Annotated in this window: 19 protein-coding genes; 15 read left to right on the forward strand and 4 right to left on the reverse strand. The window is 58.8% G+C overall.

The window, feature by feature from the left end:
* Window positions 1–2: 2 nt before the first annotated feature.
* Window positions 3–464, reverse strand: coding sequence for a nucleoside deaminase (locus tag ACR0LH_RS08705; RefSeq protein WP_170384589.1), 462 nt, complete (start codon window positions 462–464; stop codon window positions 3–5).
* On the opposite strand from ACR0LH_RS08705, the gene ACR0LH_RS08710 reads away from it, so the two are divergent.
* The 15 genes from ACR0LH_RS08710 to ACR0LH_RS08780 all read left to right on the forward strand — a co-directional run bounded on the left by ACR0LH_RS08710 (window position 445) and on the right by ACR0LH_RS08780 (window position 17,380).
* Complete coding sequence (locus tag ACR0LH_RS08710) at window positions 445–1,335, forward strand: pseudouridine synthase (RefSeq protein ID WP_480720545.1); 891 nt, start codon at window positions 445–447, stop codon at window positions 1,333–1,335. The two genes, ACR0LH_RS08705 and ACR0LH_RS08710, sit on opposite strands and share 20 nt — an antisense overlap.
* 175 nt (window positions 1,336–1,510) lie before the next feature.
* Complete coding sequence (locus tag ACR0LH_RS08715) at window positions 1,511–2,425, forward strand: 5-bromo-4-chloroindolyl phosphate hydrolysis family protein (protein ID WP_480720546.1); 915 nt, start codon at window positions 1,511–1,513, stop codon at window positions 2,423–2,425.
* A gap of 28 nt (window positions 2,426–2,453) precedes the next feature.
* The gene (locus ACR0LH_RS08720; RefSeq protein WP_480720548.1) at window positions 2,454–3,644 is read left to right on the forward strand and encodes a toxic anion resistance protein; all 1,191 of its coding nucleotides are present in this window, start codon (window positions 2,454–2,456) and stop codon (window positions 3,642–3,644) included.
* Window positions 3,645–3,648: 4 nt separating this feature from the next.
* On the forward strand, window positions 3,649–4,605 hold the full coding sequence (locus tag ACR0LH_RS08725; protein WP_170384595.1) for a DUF2927 domain-containing protein: 957 nt from the start codon (window positions 3,649–3,651) through the stop codon (window positions 4,603–4,605).
* A gap of 22 nt (window positions 4,606–4,627) precedes the next feature.
* Window positions 4,628–5,776, forward strand: coding sequence for an SPFH domain-containing protein (locus ACR0LH_RS08730; RefSeq protein ID WP_170384597.1), 1,149 nt, complete (start codon window positions 4,628–4,630; stop codon window positions 5,774–5,776).
* A gap of 38 nt (window positions 5,777–5,814) precedes the next feature.
* On the forward strand, window positions 5,815–6,903 hold the full coding sequence (locus ACR0LH_RS08735; protein ID WP_480720550.1) for a TFIIB-type zinc finger domain-containing protein: 1,089 nt from the start codon (window positions 5,815–5,817) through the stop codon (window positions 6,901–6,903).
* 100 nt (window positions 6,904–7,003) lie between these two features.
* Window positions 7,004–7,672 (forward strand): nitroreductase, encoded by a 669-nt coding sequence (locus tag ACR0LH_RS08740; protein ID WP_480720551.1) that lies wholly within the window; start codon window positions 7,004–7,006, stop codon window positions 7,670–7,672.
* A gap of 19 nt (window positions 7,673–7,691) precedes the next feature.
* Entirely contained in the window at window positions 7,692–8,129 is a 438-nt protein-coding gene (gene dtd, locus ACR0LH_RS08745) for a D-aminoacyl-tRNA deacylase (protein ID WP_480720553.1), read from the forward strand.
* The gene (locus ACR0LH_RS08750; RefSeq protein WP_480720554.1) at window positions 8,129–9,232 is read left to right on the forward strand and encodes a glycerate kinase type-2 family protein; all 1,104 of its coding nucleotides are present in this window, start codon (window positions 8,129–8,131) and stop codon (window positions 9,230–9,232) included. The genes dtd and ACR0LH_RS08750 overlap by 1 nt, the downstream gene beginning before the upstream one ends.
* A 51-nt stretch (window positions 9,233–9,283) precedes the next feature.
* On the forward strand, window positions 9,284–11,275 hold the full coding sequence (locus tag ACR0LH_RS08755; protein WP_480720555.1) for a CocE/NonD family hydrolase: 1,992 nt from the start codon (window positions 9,284–9,286) through the stop codon (window positions 11,273–11,275).
* A 125-nt stretch (window positions 11,276–11,400) separates the two neighbouring features.
* Window positions 11,401–12,987: an ABC transporter substrate-binding protein gene (locus ACR0LH_RS08760; RefSeq protein ID WP_170484053.1), complete on the forward strand. Its 1,587-nt coding sequence runs from the start codon at window positions 11,401–11,403 to the stop codon at window positions 12,985–12,987.
* A 15-nt stretch (window positions 12,988–13,002) separates the two neighbouring features.
* Window positions 13,003–13,959 carry an ABC transporter permease gene (locus ACR0LH_RS08765; protein WP_170484055.1) on the forward strand — a complete coding sequence of 319 codons (957 nt, stop codon included), beginning with the start codon at window positions 13,003–13,005 and terminating at the stop codon, window positions 13,957–13,959.
* Entirely contained in the window at window positions 13,956–14,771 is an 816-nt protein-coding gene (locus ACR0LH_RS08770) for an ABC transporter permease (RefSeq protein WP_170384613.1), read from the forward strand. Before ACR0LH_RS08765 ends, ACR0LH_RS08770 begins: the two co-directional genes overlap by 4 nt.
* A complete protein-coding gene (locus ACR0LH_RS08775; RefSeq protein WP_170484057.1) occupies window positions 14,768–16,405 on the forward strand; it encodes an ABC transporter ATP-binding protein in 1,638 nt (545 codons plus the stop codon). The genes ACR0LH_RS08770 and ACR0LH_RS08775 overlap by 4 nt, the downstream gene beginning before the upstream one ends.
* A 138-nt stretch (window positions 16,406–16,543) precedes the next feature.
* Window positions 16,544–17,380 carry an alkaline phosphatase family protein gene (locus ACR0LH_RS08780; RefSeq protein ID WP_480720556.1) on the forward strand — a complete coding sequence of 279 codons (837 nt, stop codon included), beginning with the start codon at window positions 16,544–16,546 and terminating at the stop codon, window positions 17,378–17,380.
* On the opposite strand, the gene ACR0LH_RS08785 is transcribed toward ACR0LH_RS08780, so the two are convergent.
* The 3 genes from ACR0LH_RS08785 to ACR0LH_RS08795 form a co-directional block, all read right to left on the reverse strand.
* Window positions 17,381–18,304 carry an alpha/beta hydrolase gene (locus ACR0LH_RS08785; RefSeq protein ID WP_480720558.1) on the reverse strand — a complete coding sequence of 308 codons (924 nt, stop codon included), beginning with the start codon at window positions 18,302–18,304 and terminating at the stop codon, window positions 17,381–17,383.
* Window positions 18,305–18,316: 12 nt separating this feature from the next.
* The gene (locus ACR0LH_RS08790) at window positions 18,317–20,206 is read right to left on the reverse strand and encodes an acyl-CoA synthetase (RefSeq protein ID WP_480720559.1); all 1,890 of its coding nucleotides are present in this window, start codon (window positions 20,204–20,206) and stop codon (window positions 18,317–18,319) included.
* A 156-nt stretch (window positions 20,207–20,362) separates the two neighbouring features.
* On the reverse strand, window positions 20,363–22,183 hold the full coding sequence (locus ACR0LH_RS08795; protein ID WP_480720560.1) for an ABC transporter transmembrane domain-containing protein: 1,821 nt from the start codon (window positions 22,181–22,183) through the stop codon (window positions 20,363–20,365).
* Window positions 22,184–22,311: the final 128 nt, after the last annotated feature.

Below are 22,311 nucleotides of genomic sequence, written 5' to 3' on the forward strand. Positions count from 1 at the left end.
CTTCAGTTCGGGGCGTCCCCCCGACGTGCCGCAAAAAACGCCTTTAAAAGCGCCGCGGCCTCCTGCCCTGCGATACCGTCATAGACCTCAGGTACATGGTGCGCCTGCGAATGGGTAAAAACCCGCGCGCCATGGGCCACGCCGCCCGATTTCGGGTCGGCCGCGCCGTAGTAAATCCGCCGGATACGCGCCGCGGCCAATGCCGCGGCACACATCGCGCATGGCTCCAACGTGACGTAGAGGTCATGGTCCGGCAGACGCTCTGACCCAGCGGCAGAACAGGCCGCGCGCAAGGCGAGGATTTCGGCATGGGCCGTCGGATCATTCAGCTCGCGCGTGCGGTTGCCAGCAGCCGCCACAACACGATCGCCCGCGACGATCACGGCCCCCACGGGAACCTCGCCTCGGTCTGCTGCGGCGCGCGCCTCTTGCAGCGCGATATTCATGAACGATCTGAACTCCATGCCTTTGACTGCATCAGAAACGCGTCTTTCGCAAGGCAGCGGGATGCGCTATGGGCTGCGGATGAACAAAACCCCTCCTCCCGGCGACCGGATCGCCAAAGTGCTTGCCCGCGCGGGCGTTGCCTCGCGCCGTGAAGCCGAGCGCATGATCGAAGCCGGTCGTGTGAGTGTGAACGGCAAGGCCATCACCAGCCCCGCCCTGAACGTCACCGGCAAAGACAGGATCACTGTAGACGGCAAACCGGTGTCCGAGCCGGAACCCTCGCGCCTGTGGCTGTATCACAAGCCCTCTGGTCTGGTGACGACGACGCGCGACGAAAAGGGCCGCGCGACGATCTTCGACAACCTACCCGAGGACATGCCCCGTGTCATGAGCGTCGGGCGCTTGGACCTGAATTCCGAAGGCTTGCTGCTGCTGACCAATGATGGCGGCATCAAACGCAAGCTGGAACTGCCCTCAACCGGCTGGCTGCGCAAATACCGTGTGCGGGTGAATGGCCGCCCCAAGGACGAGGATTTTGCCCCCTTACGCAAGGGTCTGGTGATCGACGGCGAGCGGTTTTTGCCCATGGATGTCTCGCTGGACCGTCAGCAGGGCGCAAACGCCTGGCTGACCATCGGATTACGCGAAGGCAAGAACCGCGAAATTCGCCGCGCGATGGAGGATATCGGCTATGCCGTGAACCGCCTGCTGCGCGTGTCTTATGGCCCGTTCCAACTGGGCAATCTGAAATCCGGCGAGGTTGAGGAAATCCGCCGCCGCGTGATGCGCGATCAACTGGGGCTGGACGCAGATCCCTCTACCCCGGCCAAACGCCCTGCGCGTCCGCAACGAAAACGTGCGCCCATCGGCAAGAAACCTCGCAAGTGACGCCAGTTAAACAACCTTCCCCCTAGCTTCACCGGCCCTCTTGCCCTAGATTTTCTGCAAGGAAAGTCTTTGGGGGGCGTCATGTCCGGGACCGGAGTACAAAAACTGGCCTATGTGGTCTTACTTGTACTGCTCTTTGGTGTTTGCACCGGCGTACTTGGGGGCTTGTGAGCACATGGCCAAACGCTATGGCGGAAAATTCAGTCCACAGGGTGACTCGTCACAGCCAGACCAGCCCCCGCGCGGTCAATTTGACGGTGCGCGTGTAGAACCTGCGGGCGCGCGCGCAAACCTGCTTTTCCTGCCTGCCGTTCCGCTGGTGTTTCTCTCGCTCAACGATGGCGCGGTCGGAATGACGATCGGATTGATCGCGGCGAGCGTTCTGACTGCGGCCGCGTTCCTGCTGCGGGAAGGCTTGCGCGCCGAAGCCGCGTATAACGCGCGGCGAACAGCGCGGAGGCCGGCCTTTCCCCGAAAGATATTCGCCAGCGTTCTCACCGGTATCGGCGCAGCTTTGGCATCCTACCGGTCCGAGTTTCTGGATGCGGCGTCCGCGTCCGAGGTCAGCTTGATCGCGCCCGTCCTGTTTGGCGCGGTGGCGACGGTTTTGCATTCGGTTTCTTTTGGACTTGATCCGCTTACCGACAAGGGAATGGAGGGCGTCGACACGTTTCAGCAAGACCGCGTCGCCCGCGTTGTGGAGGATGCAGAACAGCACCTGACCGAGATGACAGACGCCATAAAACGCGCTGGTGACCGAAGGATCGAGGCGCGGGTGGAACAGTTTCAGGACACGGCCCGTGACCTGTTTCGCACCGTCGAAGAAGACCCGCGCGATCTGGCCGGGGCGCGCAAGTACATGACGGTGTATTTACAGGGCGCGCGGGATGCGACAGTCAAATTTGCAGATGTGTATGCGCGTACACGCGACGCGCAGGCGTTGGCTGACTATTCGGCCCTTTTGGATGATCTTGAACAGAATTTCGCGGCGCGAACCCGTAAAATGCTTTTGGATGACCGCAGCGACCTGACCGTAGAAATTGACGTGCTGCGCGAAAGGTTGCAGCGCGAAGGCGTTCGGTTGGATTGACCGGCCATATTTTGAGAAAGGATTTCAAATGTCCAATGAGATCAAGAACAAGGCGGTAGAAGCAGAAACGCTGGTGCAGGAAGTAACGGCCGTCGCGCTCCCCGAACCCACGGCCGAGGTGGTCTCACTGGAGGAGGCGGATGAACCTGTGAGCGCGGAAATCCGCAAACGCATGGACGAGATTGATATGGGCAACACGAATTCGATCGTTGCGTTCGGGTCATCTGCCCAGGCCGAGTTGCAAGAGATCAGCCAGGCGATGCTGGCGGACGTGCGCAACAAGGACGTCGGCCCTGCCGGAGACAGCCTGCGCAATATCGTGACCACGATCCGCGGCTTCTCGGTCAGTGAGTTGGATGTGCGACGTGAAAGAAGCTGGTGGGAGAAGCTGATCGGAAAAGCGGCCCCATTTGCAAAGTTCACCGCGCAATACGAAGAGGTTCAGGGCCAGATCGACAGGATCACGGACGACTTGCTGGGGCATGAACACACGCTGCTCAAGGACATCAAGTCGTTGGATTTGCTGTATGAAAAGACACTTGGGTTCTATGACGAGCTTGCACTTTACATCGCTGCTGGCGAGGAAAAGCTGACCGAGCTGGACAGCCACGACATTCCCGAAAAGGAAGCGGAAATCGAGGCCGCGCCCGAGGACGAACAGGTGATGAAGGCGCAGGAGTTGCGCGATATACGCGCCGCCCGGGACGATCTGGAACGCCGGGTCCACGACCTGAAGCTAACGCGGCAGGTGACGATGCAGTCTCTGCCCTCGATCCGATTGGTGCAGGAAAACGACAAGTCGCTGGTGACCAAGATCAACTCGACATTGGTGAACACCGTCCCGCTGTGGGAGACGCAATTGGCGCAGGCCGTCACTATCCAACGCAGCGCAGAAGCAGCCTCGGCGGTGCGGGATGCAAATGATCTGACAAATGAGTTGCTGACCTCAAACGCGGCCAACCTGCGTCAGTCGAACAAGATGATCCGCGAAGAAATGGAACGTGGTGTCTTCGACATCGAGGCGGTCAAACAGGCCAATGCCGATCTGATCGGAACGATTAACGAAAGCCTTGCAATTGCAGACGAAGGTAAGGCACGGCGTGCCGCCGCCGAACAGGAACTGCAAAAGATGGAGACCGAATTGCGCGACACACTGGCTGCAGCCAAAACCCGCAAGGACGGAACTGGCGATAACGCTGGCACCGCGGTGCCGGGATAACAGAATGCGGCGACCGGGATTACTAAAACCCATACTGGGCCTTGTTTCGCTGTTGGCGCTGGCCAATTGTGACGAAACGCTGACGTCTTCCATCGTGCCCGAGGCGCGCCCGGACCCTCCGGCACCTGTGGCGAATGCCTATGTCCCGCCGTCCGCTGCCAGCCAGGATCTTGCCCGTTTCTACGAACGGGTTGAGCGCGATCTTCTAACCCGCGGACTACTGCGCACGGATGGCGGAGGGCCGGATACACCCTATGACGCAGACGACTTGGCGCGGAACTTTGAAACCATAGCGTTTTATAGCGAGTATCCTGACCATGCCGTCGCCGCTTCTTCACGTCAAACGGACGGGCAGCTCAGCCGTTGGTCCGGGCCTGTACGCGTACAGACAGAATTCGGCCCCTCGGTCCTGCCTGCTACGCGCACTCAGGATGCAGCCGAGGTTGAATCCTTTACCGCACGATTGGCTAGACTGACCGGGCACCCAATCTCGGTCGTGAATCGCAGGGCGAACTTCCACGTCTTTTTCGCAGGCAAGGATGACAGCGCTTACGTTGTAGCTCGGTTGAAGGAGCTGATCCCGAATATCAGTCAGGCCTCGCTGGAGCTGGTCGCCAATCCACGTGCGAATATCGACTGTTTTGTCTTTGCGTCGGCCACAAGTTCTTCACCCTACAAGTACGTGCGCGCCGTCACCCTGATCCGAACCGAGTTGCCGGAATTGCTGCGCCGAAGCTGCATCCACGAAGAAATCGCGCAAGGATTGGGGTTGTCCAACGACAGCCCGGCGGCCCGACCTTCCATATTCAACGACGATGACGAATTTGCGCTGTTGACCAGCCATGACGAAAAGCTGCTGACCATGCTGTATGATCCGCGCCTCGAACCCGGCGTGACGGTGGACAACGCGCGCCCGGTGGTCCGGATTATTGCACGCGAATTGATGGGCCAGCCGCTCTGAGCCCCCTGAAAGGAGACCCCAAATGGGTATTTTCGATTTTCTGACCGGCGAATTTATCGACGTCATTCACTGGGTCGACGACACCCGCGACACGATGGTCTGGCGGTTCGAGCGCGAAGGCCACGCCATCAAGTACGGCGCCAAGCTAACGGTTCGCGAGGGGCAGTCAGCCGTATTCGTGCATGAAGGACAGTTGGCGGATGTGTTTACTCCGGGGCTTTATATGCTCGAAACCAACAACATGCCGATCCTGACAACCCTGCAGCATTGGGATCACGGGTTTCAGTCGCCGTTCAAGTCCGAGATTTATTTCGTCAACACCACGCGGTTCAACGACCTGAAATGGGGCACCAAGAACCCCATCATGCTGCGCGACCCCGAGTTCGGGCCGACCCGAATTCGCGCGTTCGGCACCTATACGATCCGCGTCAAGGACCCGGCGAAGTTCATGGTCGAGATTGTCGGCACTGATGGCGAATTCACCATGGATGAGATCAGCTTTCAGATCCGCAACATCATCGTGCAGGAGTTTAGCCGCGTGATCGCCGGATCGGGTATTCCGGTTCTGGACATGGCCGCGAACACCGCCGATCTGGGCAAGCTGATCGCGGCCGAGGTCTCACCCGTACTGGACAGCTATGGGCTGGAGATGCCCGAGTTCTACATCGAGAATATCTCGCTTCCGCCTGCGGTCGAGGCGGCGCTGGACAAGAGAACCTCGATGGGATTGGCGGGTGATCTGGGCAAGTTCACGCAATACTCGGCGGCCGAGGCGATGACAGCGGCTGCCAACAATCCCGGTCAGGGCGGCGGCATGGGCGCCGGGCTTGGAATGGGCATGGGGATGGCGATGGCCCAGCAGATGTCGAACATGGCAGCGGGTCAACCGAGCGGCCCGTGGGGAAGCCCCGCCCCCGCTGCCCCGCAACCGTCGGCGCATGCGGCACCGCCGCCACCTCCACCCGTCGAACACGTCTGGCATATCGCCGTGGATGGGCAGACCAGCGGGCCGTTTTCCAAGGCGAAGATGGGGCGCATGGCCTCCGAGGGCGAAATCACGCGTGACACCCACGTTTGGACGGCAGGTCAGGACGGGTGGAAAAAGGCGGGCGATGTTCAGGAACTTGCTCAGTTATTCACTATCCTGCCGCCACCACCGCCGGGTGCCTGATCGGTTCCGCGTTTGTCTGCGATGAACAAGGGGGCAGTATGACCGAAGAACACCGTTTTCCCTGCGATCAATGCGGAGCAGATTATCGGTTCAACCCCGGTGACGGCACCCTGACCTGCGATCATTGCGGGCATTCCGAGAGCATCGCCGCCGGTCCTTGGGGTGGCGCAAGCCTGAAAGAGCTGGATTTCAACGCCGCGCTTTCAGAAAACCTTCCCGAAGGTGAAATCGAAGAAACGCGCGTTCTGACCTGCCCCAACTGTGCAGCCCAAGTCGAGTTTGACCCCGACACCCATGCTGCTGAATGTCCGTTCTGCGCCACGCCTGTGGTCACTGGCACCGGTGTCAGCCGGCATATCAAGCCACGCGGCGTTCTGCCCTTTGCGCTCGACGAGCGTTCAGCGCACAAAGCGATGGGGGACTGGCTTGGCCGATTGTGGTTCGCGCCCAATGGCCTAAAGGACTATGCGCGCAAGGGGCGCAAGATGCAGGGCATCTATGTGCCCTACTGGACGTTCGACGCGGATACGCAATCCTCTTACAGGGGTGAGCGAGGGACAGTCTATTACGAAACCCGCACGGTGATGCGTGACGGAAAGCGGGTGCAGCAGCAGGTCGCCAAGGTCCGCTGGTCGCCAAAATCGGGACGGGTGGCGCGCTTTTTCGATGACGTTCTGGTCTTGGCCTCTCGGTCCCTGCCCAAAAGCTATACGGATGCGCTGGAACCGTGGGACTTGCCTGCGCTTGAGCCCTATCAGCCCGAATATCTGGCAGGCTTTCGCGCCGAAGCCTACACGGTTGAACTGCAAGACGGATACACCGAGGCGCGCGGACATATGGCCCGTGTGATTGAACGCGATGTTCGGTTCGATATCGGCGGTGATCGTCAGCGTATTCACTCGGTCGATACGGACGTGCGCAACGTGACGTTCAAGCACATTCTGCTACCGGTCTGGATGGCGGCCTACAAATACCGGGGCCAGACCTATCGGTTTGTTGTCAACGGACGCACCGGACGCGTTCAGGGTGAGCGCCCATGGTCGGCGATCAAAATCACGATTGCGGTTGTCGTCGGCCTGCTGGTCGCGGCAGGCGTTGGGTATCTGATCGCGACCGGACAACAATAACCAAGCGTTCGGAAACAAGACAGGTTTCGCCGTTTAAGCGCTTGAACATCCTCAGGCCACACGCCATCCTCGCCGCGTCGATGCCGATGGGGAGGCCAGTGTGACGTTATCGGACCTGAACACGCTATTGGCTGAGCGCCACTCTTGCCGGGCATTCCGCCCCGATCCGGTTCCTCGGGAACATATCGAACAAATCCTGACCAGCGCAGCGCGTGTACCCAGTTGGTGCAATGCGCAGCCTTGGAATGTTGCCATTACCAGCGGCGAACAGACAGAAAAGTTTCGCCAAGCTCTGCAGCAGGAGGCATTGACCGGCGCGCCTTCACCTGACCTGCCCTTTCCGACGTCTTATTCAGGGGTCTATCAGGACCGCCGCCGGACCTGCGGGTGGGCGCTTTATGAGGCCGTCGGCGTTGAAAAAGGAGACCGCAAGGCGTCCGCACAGCAAATGACGGAGAATTTCGCGCTGTTCGGCGCGCCGCATTGCGCAATTGTTTCCAGCCCTGCCGAACTTGGCCCTTATGGGGCTATGGACTGCGGCGGGTTCATCACCGCTTTTACTCTTGCAGCTCAGGCTCTTGGCATCGCCACGATTCCACAGGCGGCCGTCGCCAGTTACGGCCCGTTTTTGCACAGGCACTTCAACATCCCCGACGACCGGCTGATTTTGTGTGCAATATCTTTCGGTTACGCCGATACAGAACACCCCGCCAACGGATTTCGCACGGATCGGGCCAACCATACCGACTTTGTTGAGTGGGTCGGTTAAGAAAGACACGGAGTACAATTTGCGCGCTGTATTGCAACGAGTTTCACATGCCAAAGTGTCTGTAGGCGGAAACGTGGTCGGGCAATCAGGCCCGGGGTTGATGATCCTTGTATGCGCGATGCTCGCAGATGATGAGGCAAAGGCAGAACAACTTGCCACCAAGGTTTCCAAACTGAGAATATTCAAGGATGACGCAGGCAAGATGAACCGATCCATTTTGGATATCGAAGGCTCTGCTCTGGTAATCAGCCAGTTCACGCTTGCGGCAGATACATCGCGCGGAAACCGACCGGGCTTTTCCGAGGCTGCACCGCCCGATGTCGGTAAACATCTTTACGAAGTTTTCGCGCGTCATCTGGCTGCCTGCGGTGTTCCGGTGGAAACTGGGCAATTCGGTGCGGACATGGCCGTGGAACTTGTCAACGATGGGCCGGTCACGATTTGGGTGGAAAGTTGATGGATCAAAAACAACAGGCAATACGGATCTGGCAGGCGGGGGTCGATGCTGTCGGTGGCTACGCCGCGACCGAGGCCGCCTTGGACGAAATTGCCGCCCCGGATCAGATTCTGGCCGTCGGAAAACCGGCTGCGGCCATGGCTCGCGCGGCGCTTGCGCATTTCGGGCCAAAACCAACGCTGGTTGTGACCAAGGACGACCACGGACGAGACCTGCCTGATCATGTTAAGGTCATCGAGGCTTCTCATCCGGTGCCTGACGCGCGGAGCCTTGAAGGCGGGCGCGCCCTGCGTGAAACCGTCGAGTCGATGGGTCCATCCTCGCATTTGCTGCTATTGGTGTCTGGCGGCGCCTCATCGCTGGCAGAGGATCTGGTGGCAGGCAAAACGCTGGCCGATCTGGAACAACTGAACCGGAAACTGCTGTCGGAAGGTTTGGACATAACCGCCATGAACGCTCAACGCCGCAAGATGTCTCGCATCAAAGGGGGCGGGCTGTTGTCCCATTTCAAAGGAGACCGCGTGACCGTTCTGGCGATTTCTGATGTTCCCGGAGACGACCTGAACGTAGTCGGTTCAGGCATTGGAGCATTGCCAGAGGCGCGCGATTATCTGGCCTCGGCGCAGATCGTGGCGTCCAACGCCCATGCCCGAGACGCCGCGGCTGACAGGGCAAAGTCCGACGGAGCGACTGTGCTGGCGAACGAAGAATGCCTGCACGATGACTTTATGCGCGTCGCGTCACGGCTGGGACAACGCCTGCGCGACATGCAAAGCGGCGTGATGGTTTTTGGCGGCGAACCTACAGTCGTCTTGCCGGAAAATCCTGGGCGCGGCGGGCGCAATCAGGCTTTGGCCTTGGCCTTGGCCAAAGAGATCGCCGGCATCCCGGGCTTGACGGTTGTGGTCGGCGGCACAGACGGCACCGATGGCCCAACGCAAGCCGCCGGAGCCGTCGTCGACGGGACCACTTGGGGCGAAGGGGCTGATCAAGCGCTTCAGAACGCGGACAGCGGCAGCTATCTGGACCGCGCGGGCGCATTGCTTGTTACCGGACCAACCGGCACAAATGTGATGGACCTGCTTGTCGCAATCCGCGATTGATTTGACGATTTTGAACCGACCCCCAGAACAAAAGCGCCGGAGACTGATGGTATGACGCGCGACTCCAATTCTCTACGCGAGATTCAGGACCTTCCTGACGTCGGTATCCACATGCCGGACGGCTGTCGCCTCTCGGCACGGGTCTGGCGGCCTCTGGACTCCGAAACCGATCCGGTTCCCGCCATTCTTGAGTTCTTGCCCTATCGCAAGCGCGACAGCACTGCGACAAGAGACGCGCTGACGCATCCGTGGTTTGCAAAGCGAGGCTATGCCTGCATCCGTGTGGACATGCGCGGCAACGGCGACAGCGAAGGGCTGATGGCCGATGAATACACGCAGCAGGAACTAGACGACGCCGTCGCGACGATTGCATGGCTGGCGAACCAGCCTTGGTGCACCGGAAATGTGGGTATGATGGGCATCAGTTGGGGCGGGTTCAACGCGCTGCAGGTTGCAGCGATGCAACCCGAGGCGCTCAAGGCGATCATCACCCTGTGTTCGACTGCCGATCGTTACGCTGACGACATCCACTATAAAGGTGGTTGCCTGCTGAACGAAAACTTGGGCTGGGGGGCCACGATGTGGTCCTATTCTTCGCGTCCACCCGACCCGGCCTTACGTCCCGACTGGCGTGCGCTGTGGCTGGACCGGCTTGAGAATGAACCGTTCTTGCCCTCGGTCTGGCTACGTCATCAAACACGGGATGCTTACTGGCAGCACGGGTCCGTCTGCGAGGATTTCAGCGCAATCCAAGCGGCGACCTTGGCCGTTGGCGGCTGGGGAGATGCGTATAAGAACACCGTTCCACTGCTCGTTGAAGAATTGGACGCGCCAGCAAAGGGGATTGTTGGCCCCTGGGTGCACAAATACCCGCATTTCGCCGTCCCCGAACCGAGAATCGGCTTTCTCCAAGAAGCACTGAGGTGGTGGGACCGCTGGTTGAAAGGCGTGGATACCGGTGTTGAAACCGACCCTGACTACCGCGCCTATCTGATGGATGGCGTTCGCCCGCAACGCTGGTACAACGAACGTCCCGGCAGGTGGATTGTCGAAAGCGAAGGCGCAACATCGCACCTGCCCAAAGTCACGTGGCATCTGTCAGACGACGGGCTGGGGGACCTCGGCAGGTTGGACACCAAGATACGCTCACCTCAGACCTGCGGCATGGAGAGCGGTGAATACTGCGCGATTTGGCTCGGCCCCGACATGCCCGGCGATCAGCGTACAGACGATGCAATGTCGGCCTGTTTCGATAGCGCACCACTGACCGAGGCATTGGACATCGTCGGCGCTCCTAGCCTACGGATCCGTATCGCCGCTGACAGACCGCAGGCGCAGATCGCTGTTCGTCTGAATCACGTTCACCCGGATGGCGCATCAACGCGCATTACTTATGGCGTGCTGAATCTTTCTCATCGTGACAGCCATGCGCAGCCAGAACCGCTTTTGCCCGACACGCCGTATGAGGTCGCTCTGGACTTGGATCATATTGCCTATCGGGTTCCGGAAGGGCACCGCATTCGTGTTGCAGTCTCAAGCGCATACTGGCCGTTGATCTGGCCGTCACCGGAACAGGCTGAACTGCACCTGACCCAGGGCTGCATCTCGATCCCCGTCCGCACGAGCGCATCCGATGAGTATGTATTCCCTCCAGCCGTGTCCGACATCGAACGAGACGTCACAACCCTGCGCGATAGCACCAATTCAAGGCGGGTCGAGACTGATATGAATACTGGTCAAACCAAATTGATCATCGAAGATGACTTTGGCTTGATCACCGACAACCATCACGGGCTAACCCACGGGGGCACCGCCTATGAATGTTGGTCGATCCACCCTGATGATCCACTGTCGGCACATGGCGTTTGCCACTGGACGCAAGAGATAAAACGGGACGCGATCGACCTGCGGACCGAAACCTCCTGCCAGATGTGGTCGGATCGAGATAACTTTTTCCTTAAAGCAAAATTAAGTGCATTCGAGGGCGAAGTACTGGTATTTTCAAAAGAAACGGAGGATACCATACCGCGTAAGCATATGTAATTTTCGGGCGGGTATGCGAAGGACATTTACCCTTGCTCGTTAGGCCGAAATGCGCCTACTTTGACTCATGCGTCAATAAAAAGCCCGCAAAGGGCGGAAAATCCAACCAATTGGGAGATCATTGGATGAACGAACAACTCACTCACATGTCCAAACAGGTTACTGCGGGCAAGCTGACCCGCCGCGAATTCATGGGGAAAGCGGCGGCTCTGGGTGTATCGGCAGCTATGGCCAGCACCATGTTCGCGGATGCCGCACGCGCGGCTGGCCCAAAAAAGGGCGGCGATCTGAAATTCGGCCTTCAGGGTGGTGAATCCACCAACTCGCTGGACCCGGCGACCTATGCAAGCTCGGTTCCCTTTCAGAATGGCAAGCAATTCGGTGACCAGCTTGTCGAGGTTGCACCGGACGGTACGATTGAACCTCGTCTTGCCGAGAGCGTAGAGGGCAGCGCCGACGCCAAGGTCTGGACCTTCAAACTGCGTCAGGGTGTCGAATTCCACAACGGCAAAACCATGACCAGCGAAGACGTGCTGAAGACCATGGAACGTCACTCGAACGAGGACTCCAAGTCCGGTGCTCTGGGCATCATGAAGGGCATCGAGTCCATGAAGGCCGATGGTGACAATTTCCAGGTCACGTTGACCGAGCCGAACGCCGACCTGCCTTATCTGATGGCCGACTATCACCTGATCATTCAGCCGGATGGTGGCATGGATAACCCCGGCGCGGGCATCGGAACCGGCCCATACAAAGTCGAAGTTGACGAACCCGGCGTGCGCCATCTGTTCACCAAGTTTGAAAATCACTGGAACAGCGATTTTGGCAACTTCGACAGCGTTGAAGTGGTTGTGATCAACGATGCGACGGCACGTACTGCTGCTTTGCAGTCAGGTCAGGTTCACGCGATCAACCGTGTCGAACCGAAGGTCGCCGATCTGCTGGGTCGCGCGCCCAATCTGACTGTTCATTCAACCGCGGGACGCGGGCACTATGTCTTCATCATGCATGTAGACACAGCTCCGTTCGACAACAACGATCTGCGCATGGCGCTGAAGCATGCGATCAATCGTGAAGATCTGGTTGAAAAAGTTCTGCGTGGCTACGGTTCGATCGGGAACGACATGCCGATCAACGCGGCTTACCCGCTGTTTGACGACTCCATCCCTCAGCGTGAGTTCAGCGTTGAAAAAGCGGCTGAGTATTACCAGAAATCCGGTCACGACGGATCGCCGATCATTCTGCGCGTTGCAGACGGCGCCTTCCCCGGAGCTGTGGATGCTGCTGCCCTGTTCCAGCAGTCGGCCGCCGAAGCGGGCATCCCGCTGGAAATCAAGCGTGAACCCAACGACGGCTACTGGTCGGAAGTTTGGAATGTTCAGCCCTTCTGTGCGTCCTATTGGGGTGGTCGTCCGGTTCAGGACCAGATGTACGCAACCGCGTATCTCTCGACAGCGGATTGGAACGACACGCGCTTCAAAGTGCCGGAATTCGACGAAATGCTGTTTGCGGCACGCGCCGAACTGGACGCCGAAAAGCGCAAAGGTATCTACAGCAAAATGGGCATGATGGTGCGCGACCAGGGCGGTCTGATCTGCCCGATGTTCAACGACTTTGTCGAGGGCATCAGCAATCAACTTGCCGGTTGGGAGACAGACCCGACCCAGGAAATGATGAACGGCAACGTTTCCCGCAAGATGTGGTTCGCGTAAATCGGGTCACGGATCATGCATCCTATCATCAAACTGGTTTCCCAGCGCCTTGCGCTGGGACTCCTGCTTCTCTTCGGTGCATCGGCTCTGATTTTCGGCCTCACCGAAGCCCTGCCGGGAGACGCTGCGCAAGCGGTCCTTGGTCAATCCGCAACCCCCGAGGCGCTGGCAAACCTGCGCGAGGAAATGGGCCTCAACCGTCCAGCCCTGACCCGCTATTTTGAATGGCTGGGTGGCATCCTGCAGGGTGATCTGGGTCAATCCCTTACAAACAAACTGGATATTGCCGACTCGGTCGGAAATCGTCTGGGCAACACACTGTTTCTGGCGTTCTGGGCTGCTATCGTTTCGGTCCCGCTTGCCATTTTTCTGGGCCTGCTGGCCGTCCGTTACCGCAATCGCTGGCCGGACAAGTTGATTTCAGCAGTCACCCTGACCACGATCTCGATCCCCGAGTTTCTGATCGGTTACGTTCTGGTCTATTTCGTCGCCGTGAAGCTGGGCATGTTCTCACCGCTTGCGATGATCAATGACAGCATGACGTTGGGCCAAAAGCTGAACTCGATCGCCCTGCCCGTCATCGTTCTGACTATGGTGGTTCTGGCGCATATGATGCGCATGACACGCGCTGCGATCCTGAATGTGATGCAGTCTGCCTATGTCGAGACGGCTGAACTGAAAGGTCTGACCAACTTCAAGATTATCTACCGCCACGCGCTGCCGAACGCGGTCGCACCTATCGTCAACGTGGTGATGTTGAACCTGGCCTATCTGGTCGTCGGCGTCGTCGTGGTCGAGGTGGTGTTCGTTTATCCCGGCATGGGACAGTATCTTGTGGATCACGTGACCAAGCGCGACGTCCCTGTGGTTCTGGCCTGCGGCGTAATCTTTGCTGCTATCTATATCGGGCTGAATATGGTTGCCGACATCGTTGCCATTCTGGCCAACCCAAGGCTGAGGCATCCGAAATGAAGAACATCCCTATCTCTGCAATGATCGGGCTGGCCTTCACAGCCCTGTACTTCATCATCGCGATATTTGCCCCCCTGCTCGCGCCGTATGGCATGGCCGAGGTGGTCGGCGACGTTTGGGAACCCTCCAGTTCGCAGTTCTGGCTGGGCACCGACAATATCGGCCGCGACCTTCTCAGCCGCATGATCTACGGCGGGCGCACGACGATCTTTATCGCGACGGCGGCAACGATCCTCAGCTTTGTAACCGGTTCGATCCTTGGCTTTCTGGCCGCTGTTCTGGGTGGCTGGGCCGATCAGGTCATGTCGCGGACAGTCGACCTGATCATGTCGATCCCGTCGCTTATTACCGCGCTGGTCGTTCTGGCAATGGTGCCGGTAACAATCCCGGTACTGATCGTCGTTATGGGCCTGTTGGACGCCACCCGTGTCTATCGTCTGGCCCGTGCAGTCGCTGTGGATATCGCTGTCATGGACTATGTCGAAGCCGCCAAACTGCGCGGTGAAGGACAGTCGTGGATCATCTTCCGCGAAATTCTGCCCAATGCCTTGTCGCCGCTGGTGGCAGAGCTGGGGCTGCGGTTCATCTTCATGGTTCTGTTCGTCTCGACCCTGTCGTTCCTTGGCCTGGGTGTCCAACCACCGCTGGCCGATTGGGGCGGCATCGTGAAGGAAAACAAGGACGGTATCGTCTATGGCATCGGCGCGGCGCTGTATCCTGCTGTGGCCATCGCCACGCTGGCGATCTCGGTCAACCTTGTGGCTGACTGGATCCTGAACCGCACCACATCGCTGAAAGGAGGCCGGGGATGAGTGATACCCTTCTCAAGGTCCGCGACCTCAAAATCGGCGCGACCGTCTATCCGCCGGGTGAGAAACCCCATGACATCGAGATCGTGCACGGGGTCAGCTTTGACCTCGAACGCGGCAAGGTGCTGGGGCTGATCGGTGAATCCGGGGCTGGTAAATCCACCATCGGCCTTGCTTCGATGGCATATGGCCGAGGTGGAGTTCAGATCACCGGGGGCGAGGTTTGGGTCAACGGGCGCGACATCCTGAAGACCTCATACGGCGACATCCGCAAGCTGCGCGGGGGTGAGGTCACCTATGTGTCTCAATCCGCCGCGGCGTCCTTCAACCCCGCCAAGAAGATCATGGATCAGGTGGTTGAGGCTGCGGTGGAACAGAAGAAGTTCAGCCGTAAACAAGCCGAAAAACGCGCACGGGAATTGTTTGCCAAGCTGGGCCTGCCCGACCCGGACAATATCGGTGAGCGGTATCCGCACCAAGTGTCTGGCGGTCAGCTTCAGCGCTGTATGACTGCGTTGGCGCTGTGTCCTGAACCCGATCTGGTGGTGTTCGACGAACCCACGACAGCGCTGGACGTGACGACTCAGATCGACGTTCTGATGGCGATCAAAGAGGCCATCGCAGATACCGGCGTTGCCGCTCTCTATATCACGCACGACCTTGCTGTTGTGGCGCAGGTGAGCGACGACATCATGGTTCTGCGCATGGGCAATACGGTCGAGTACGGCAATACCGACCAGATCATCAACAACCCGCAGGAAGAGTACACCAAGGCTCTGGTCTCGGTGCGCTCGATCGAGCACGAGGAAAAGCAGCCCACACCCGAACCGGTGCTGAGCGTTGACGGCATCACCGCACGCTATAAAGGGTTGAATTTCGACGTGCTGCACAACGTCAATGTCGAGCTTCATCCGGGGCAGACCTTGGCGGTTGTTGGCGAATCCGGCTCGGGAAAGTCCACGCTGGCGCGGGTGATCACTGGCCTGTTGCCGCCGCGCGATGGTGAGATCACCTTTGCCGGACGCAAGCTGTCGCCTGACCTCAAGGGCCGCACCCGCGAAGACCTGCGCGAGTTGCAGATGATCTACCAGATGGCCGACGTTGCGATGAACCCGCGTCAGACCGTCGGAACCATCATCGGCCGCCCGTTGGAGTTCTACTTCAACATGCGTGGCGCGGAAAAGCGCAAGCGGATCATCGAACTGCTGGATGAGATCGAACTGGGCGAAAAGTTCATCGATCGCTATCCGGCAGAGCTGTCGGGTGGGCAGAAACAGCGTGTCTGTATCGCCCGGTCTCTGGCTGCCAAGCCCAAGATGATCATCTGTGATGAGGTCACCTCGGCTCTGGACCCGCTGGTGGCGGATGGCATCCTGAAACTGCTGCTGGACCTGCAAAAGATCGAGGATGTGGCCTATCTGTTCATCACCCACGATCTGGCGACGGTCCGTGCGATCAGTGACAGTATCGCGGTGATGTATCAGGGCCGCGTTGTGCGCTACGGCCCCAAGTCACAGGTGCTGAGCCCGCCCTTTGATGACTATACCGACCTTCTGCTCAGCTCGGTCCCCGAGATGCATCTGGGCTGGCTGGAAGAGGTCGTCGCCCACCGCAAGATGGAGAGTGCGGGAAACTAAACTCGCGCAAAACACTTATGAAATCCCGGCACTTGTCACAAACAGGTGTCGGGATTTTGCTATTTGGGGCGGGAATGGGCGGCTTATCCGGGGCGAATCCCCTAGGCTCTCCCAAAGAACTAACGAAAAGGCCGGACCATGGACCGCAAACTCCTTCTCATCATCCTCGACGGTGTTCCGTGGCGCAATTTCCGCCGCGTGTTCGGCAATCTTGAGGGCTGGGCCGACAGCGGCGAGGCGCGGGTGTGGAAGCTGCGCTCGGTGCTGCCATCGACCTCGGCCAGTTGTTATGCCTCGATCCACACGGGTGTCACGCCGCAGGAACATGGGTGCACCGGCAATGGAAACGTCTTCCGCTTGAGCCACAAGGACGTGTTCAGTCAGGTGCGTGAGGCTGAAGGTGTCACCGGCGCAGTCACCCACAGCTATTGGTCGCAATTCTTCAACCGCCACCCGTTCGATTATGTGCGTGACGTGGAATATGACGAGCCGGATAGCAAGACGATCAATCACGGCCGGTTCCACACCATGACCGGCTATGGCAAGGCCAATCAGATGACGCCCTGCGACGTGGACCTGTTTGCGCAGCTCACCAACATGTGTCTGCGCTTTGGGCTGGATTACGGCATCCTGCACACCTGCACGCTGGACAGTATGGGACATCGATTTTTCCACGAAAGCGAAGAAATGGACCACGCCTGTTTCGTCATGGACGAGATGCTGGCCCCCTTCATCCCCCGCTGGCGGCAACTGGGGTACGAGGTGATTGTCACCGCCGACCACGGTCAGGACGAACGCGGCCACCACGGAGGCCGCAGCCCGTTGCAGCAAGAAACCGCGCTGTACTATTTCGGCGATGCGGAAGGCCCCGAGGCGGATGCGGTCATTGACCAGCTTCAGCTTGCGCCGACGATCCTGACCCGGATGGGCGCACCCGTGGCCGAGACCATGAAGGCACAGCCGTTCCTCAAGTAATCAGTCGTAAGGCCAGATCTGCTGGCCCAGCGCCTCGATCGCTACCGAGATCCGCTCGAAACTATCCGCGGCGCGTTTGACCGAGGTACGCGCCCGCAAATATCCATGCACCAGCCCCGCTTCGTTGATGCAATGCGCTTTCCCACCTGCCTCGGTGATCTGGGCGCAGTAGTCCGGCCCGTCGTCGCGCAAAGGATCGCAGTCGGCTGTTATGACCACAGTCGGCGGCAGGTTTGAGAAATCGCTGTCGTGCAATGGCGCGTAGGTTGGGTCATCTTGCGGAGCTGGTCCGCCGCACCGCACCTTTTCGTAGAAAACGATATCCTCCAGCGTCAAAAGCGGCGCATGAGCGTGTTCCAGATACGACCCCTTAGACCGATCCCCGCCCAGCCCGGGATAGATCAGCACCTGCCCCAAGACCGTATCCAGTCGCCCGCGCGCGTGATGGGCGACCGCCGCGGCCAGATTTCCTCCGGCACTGTCTCCGGCCAACACCAGCGCATCCCCGTATTCCGTTGCAGCCCAAGTTACCGCAGTCCAGGCGTCCTGAAACTGGGCGGGATGAACATGTTCCGGGCACAGCCGATAATCCACCGATACAACGCGATACCCGGTTTGGGCGCAAATCTCGGCGCAGACATCGTCGTGGCTGTCCAGACCTCCGACAACGAAACCGCCGCCGTGGAAATAGATGACAGTTCGCGTTGGCTCACCAACAGTGTAGACGAGAACAGGCACGCCATTGGCGCGCCTGTCTTCTGTTTCAACACCCGGAGGTCGCGGCTGGCGAAAATCCCTGCACATCGTGTCATAGACACGGCGCTGATCGTCGATCGTCAGATCGACGGCGTCATCAGGATAACTTTCAGCGGTTCGTCTTATGAACGCCCAAGTTTCTTCATCAATCAGGCGTTCATAATCCATGTTCCCTCCTGGTCAGGCAGCCCATTCCCACGGCCGGGTAAACGATCCCAGCACCTTGCCTACATCGTCGTCCGAGGAACCGTTCGCGTCAAGCTGCGCGACAAGACCACGTTGCTTGTCGTCGATCACCGACACGACGCGCGCATCGACCCCTGCCTTTTCCAAGGCACCGTTATAGATACGGGTAATCGCCTGTTTGCGCAGTTCGGGCTTGAAGACCTTGCCAACCGCAGTTTTGGGAAGCTCGTCCAGAATGGTCATGTGCTTGGGCTGCGCCGCACGTTCGTGGACGTGAACGTCGCAATATTCCATAAGCTCCTGCTCGGTGACCGAAGCCCCTTCGACCAGTTCGACAAAGGCACAGGGCACCTCACCCGCATAAGCGTCAGGCTGACCGATCGCACCTGCAAACGCGACGGCATCGTGACCCAGCAAGGCTTCTTCGATCTCTGCAGGGTCGATATTGTGACCGCCACGGATGATCAGGTCTTTGGCGCGACCGGTGATCCAAAGATAGCCATCCTCGTCAAAGCGGCCCAAATCCCCCGTACGGAGGTATTTGTCGTAGTGATACAAGTCTTTGTTCTTGTCGACTTCGGTATAGGTATTGCCGGCATAAACCCCGGGGTTCGAGATGCAAATCTCACCGATCTCGCTTGTGCCAACTTCAATCGGCCCATCCGGTCCGTCCTGAAGGATTTTCACATCGGTATACGGGAACGGGAACCCGATCGAGCCGATTTTCTTCTCGCCATCCACCGGGTTACAGGAAACCAGACATGTCGCCTCGGTCAGACCATACCCTTCGATGATGGTCACGCCGGTCGCTTCTTCAAATCGGCGGAATAGTTCCACCGGCAGCGGGGCCGAACCAGAGAAAGCCGTTTTCACACTTGAGATATCTGCGTCCACGGGGCGCTGCATCTTGGCGGCAATCGCCGTCGGCACGGTGATGATGAACGTGACTTTCCAACGCTCGATCAGCTTCCAGAAATTGTCGAACACACCGTCGCCGCGATACCCAGCCGGGGTCGGGAACACGACATGCGTACCCGAGGACACCGCAGACATCATAATCACGTGAACCGCGAACACATGGAACATCGGCAGCGGACACATCACGACGTCGTCCGGGGTGAAAAGCAGCGTCTCGCCCAGCCAGCCGTTGTAGATCATACCCGAGTATTTGTGCTGCGCCACTTTCGGCATCCCAGTGGTGCCGCCAGTGTGGAAGTAACAGGCGACCCGGTCTTCCTTGCTGTCTTCAAACGTCAAGGTCGTCGGCTGTTTGGCCAGTTCCTTGTTGAAGTTCTTATAGTTCGCATGGGCCAGATGTTCCTTGTCCCCCATCTTTGGGCGCAGGAACGGAACCAGCCAGGACTTGGGCGGCGTCAGATAGCGGTTCAGGTCGATTTCGAGGATCGTGTTGACCTTGGGTGCGTGACGCACGGCCTCTTCTACCTTCTGCGCGACATCCGTTTTGGGGAACGACTTCAGGGTGACCACGACCTTGGCACCTGTCTCGCGCAGGATTGCGGCGATCTGTTCAGGTTCAAGCAGCGGGTTGATCGGGTTGACGATACCGGCAACAGCGCCGCCCATCATCGTGATCAATGTCTCATTACAGTTGGGCAACACATAGGCCACAACGTCTTTTTCACCCACGCCCAGCGATCGAAAGAGGTTGGCTGCCTGATTGACCTTGCCTAGCAATTCCGACCACGTCAGTGTCGCGGCCTTGTCCGTGGGACCCGAAGTAAGTTGAAAGCTAACTGCGTTTCCATTCGGGAATTTACCCGCAGTCCGCGACAAAAGTTGGTGGAATGTGACCGGTACATCCCGATCCTCCCACGACATTTCCTGCTCAAGCCGCGCCTTGTCTTCCAGTCCCGCAAAGGCCATGTGGTTCCTCCCTGATCTCTTCCCGTGTGGTGCCCGGGTTTGAATTCAGCCACAGGATGGAAGCAAAACCGCGCACGTGCAAGCACGCGAATATCGCCAAATTGCGCAATTTTGCAGCGTGACGCTACGGCGGTTCAGCCTTACCGCCACGTAAGGTTACTCGGCGGCTACCCCGTCGGTAAACTGTAGACGTGCCAATCGAGCATACAGACCGTCCTGCGCCACCAGGTCGTCATGGGTTCCTTGGGCCACGATCTGCCCGGCCTCCATCACGACAATGCGGTCTGCCTTTTTGACGGTTGCCAAGCGGTGCGCCACAATCAGCGTCGTGCGGCCCGCGCGCATCTGGTCTACTGCGCCCTGCACTGCACGCTCGCTCTCGGCATCCAGCGCCGAGGTCGCCTCGTCCAGCAGCAAAACCGGTGCGTCACGCAGAATCGCCCGCGCAATCGCTATGCGCTGTTTCTGGCCACCCGACAGCATCACCCCGCGCTCGCCGACAAAGCTGTCATAGCCTTCGGGCAGCGCCGAGATAAACCCATGCGCTGCAGCGGCACGGGCAGCTGCCTCGACCTCGGCATCGGTGGCGTCGAGACGGCCAAACCGGATGTTTTCACGCGCGGAGGCCGCAAAGATGATCGGATCCTGCGGCACCAATGCCATGTGACGGCGAAAATCGGCCCGATCCAGATCACACAGATCAACACCGTCCAAACTGACACGCCCAGAGTCCGGATCGTAGAACCGCTGGATCATCTGAATCACTGTTGTCTTACCAGCACCTGACGGGCCTACGAATGCAACGGTCTCGCCGGAGTTAACCTTAAGCGAAAGGTGATCCAGCGCCACAACATCGGGCCGTGCCGGATAGCGAAAAGTGACCCCTTCAAAGTTGATCTCGCCACGCACGGGTGTTGGCAAAGTCGACGCCGAAGAAGGATCCTTTACAGTATCTTGCGCATTCAGCAGTTCAACCAAACGTTCGGTCGCACCAGCGGCACGCTGCAGCTCGCTCCAAATCTCGGACAGGGCTGCCACGGACCCGGCCATGATAATCGAATAGATAACGAACTGGATCAGAACGCCCTCGGTCATCAGGCCGTTGCGAACGTCGTTTGCACCCATCCAAAGCACGCCGACAATGCCGGAGAAAACAAGGAAAATCACGATGACCGTCAACAGGGCGCGTGTGTGGATACGGCGCAGCGAAACGACATACGAAGTTTCGGTCATGTCCCCAAACTGCTTGCGACTTGCCTGTTCATGAGTAAACGCCTGTACGGTCTGCACGGCCGTAAGCGCCTCGCCCGCGTTGCCTGAAGACGCTGCGATCCAGTCCTGGTTTTCACGACTGATCGCGCGCAATCGACGGCCCAATACCAAAATCGGAACCACGACCAGCGGAATCAGCAGCAGCACCATTCCTGTCAACTTGGCCGAAGTCAGCAGCATCAGCACAAGCCCGCCGACAAACATGAGCATGTTGCGCAGGGCGATCGAGACCGACGACCCGAGGACCGACTGAATCAGCGTGGTGTCCGTGGTGATCCGGCTCAGAACCTCGCCCGTCATGATGCGTTCATAAAATTCGGGGCTCATCCCGATAACGCGGTCGAAAACAGCCTTGCGAATATCCGCCACAACGCGCTCGCCCAAACGTGTCACAAGCGCATAACGGATGCCCGTACCAATCGCTAGAATGGCGGCAATCCCCAAAGCCGCCATGAAATACCAATCCAGCAACTCACCATCTTCGATCCGAAAGTTGTCAACCACGCGGCGGACAGCCAGAGGCAAAGTCAATGTCATCCCTGCGGTCAGGATCAAGGCCAACGTCGCACCGATCATGAGCAGCCGATAAGGTTTCATAAAAGGCCAAAGCGACGCAAGAACACCGATTTTTTTAGAGGTGGCGCGATCTTCAGTCGCGCCGGGGGCGGGGTTTCCTGCAGGGCTGGCTGAGGCGGATTTTGCCATGACTGGGCCTTTTGTCGTGTTCGCGCGTAGGTGACAGCTTCTTGGCGGCAGCAGCACTTGGGGTCAAGCAGGCCAACATGATTTGGACCCTCAAAGGGCCTTTTTGACGCAGAAAAAACAGGCTGATT

Source organism: Ruegeria sp. CL6, from assembly GCF_056536465.1.